The sequence below is a fragment of the Streptomyces atratus genome (assembly GCF_014648655.1).
GTDB lineage: Bacteria > Actinomycetota > Actinomycetes > Streptomycetales > Streptomycetaceae > Streptomyces > Streptomyces atratus.
The window spans coordinates 1-1,076 of record NZ_BMRN01000133.1 but is presented as its reverse complement, the minus strand read 5'-3'; the positions used below and the strand labels follow the sequence as shown (position 1 = coordinate 1,076).

The 1,076-nt window shown below is 70.7% G+C and carries 1 protein-coding gene; it reads left to right on the top strand.

Annotated features, from left to right (window positions below):
• On the top strand, positions 1-1,076 hold a 1,076-nt coding region (locus IEZ15_RS43520; RefSeq protein WP_189282457.1), incomplete at both ends, for a condensation domain-containing protein.

The following is a 1,076-nucleotide window of genomic DNA, read 5'->3' as shown; positions in this document are numbered from 1 at the left end:
CACCAGGTCCTCGGCAGCGAGGACGACCCGGACAGCCCGCTCGCCCGCCAGCTGGACTTCTGGCGCCAGACCCTGACCGGCCTGCCGGAGGAGCTGGCCCTGCCGACCGACCGGCCACGCCCCGCGGTGGCCTCCCACCGAGGTGGAACACTCCAGTTCCGCTGGGACGCCTCCCTGCACGCCGGGGTGGTCGCGCTGGCCCGAAAGTGCCGGGCCAGTGTGTTCATGGTCCTGCAGGCAGGCCTGGCCGCACTGCTGTCCCGGCTCGGGGCCGGGGAGGACATACCCATCGGCAGCCCGATCGCCGGACGTACCGACGAGGCACTCGATGATCTGGTCGGCTTCTTCGTCAACACCCTGGTGCTGCGCACCGACGTCTCCGGCGACCCCACCTTCCACGAGCTGATCGAGCGGGTCCGGGAGACGGACCTGGCCGCCTACGCACATCAGGACGTGCCGTTCGAGCGACTGGTCGAAGAGCTCAACCCCGAGCGGTCGATGGCCCTCCACCCCCTGTTCCAGACCATGCTGACCTTCCAGAACAATGCGCGGGCGGACTTCGAGCTTCCCGGGCTGCGGGTGACGCCGGAGTCCGGCAGCCTGGACGTCTCCAAGTTCGACCTGTCCTTCACCCTCGCCGAGGAGCAGGACCCGGACGGCGCTCCCGCCGGTATCGACGGATACCTGGAATACAGCGTGGATCTGTTCGACCGGGAGACGGTGGAGGTGCTGGCCGGGCGGCTGGAGCGTCTGCTGGCCGCGGTGGTGGCCGACCCGGACCGCACCGTGGGCAGCGTCGAGATCCTGGACGAGGCCGAGCGCGAGCGGGTGCTGTCCGGGTGGAACGACACCGCGCGGGAGGTGCCGCAGGCCACGCTGCCGGAGCTGTTCGCCACGCAGGTGGCGGCGACGCCGCAGGCGGTGGCAGTGGTCTCGGACCGGACCGAACTGACATACGCGGAGCTGGACACTCGGTCCAGCCGACTGGCCCGGCTACTGATCGACCGGGGGGTGGGCCCGGAGGACTTCGTCGCGCTGGCCCTGCCCCGGTCGGTGGAGATGATCGTGGCCCAGCT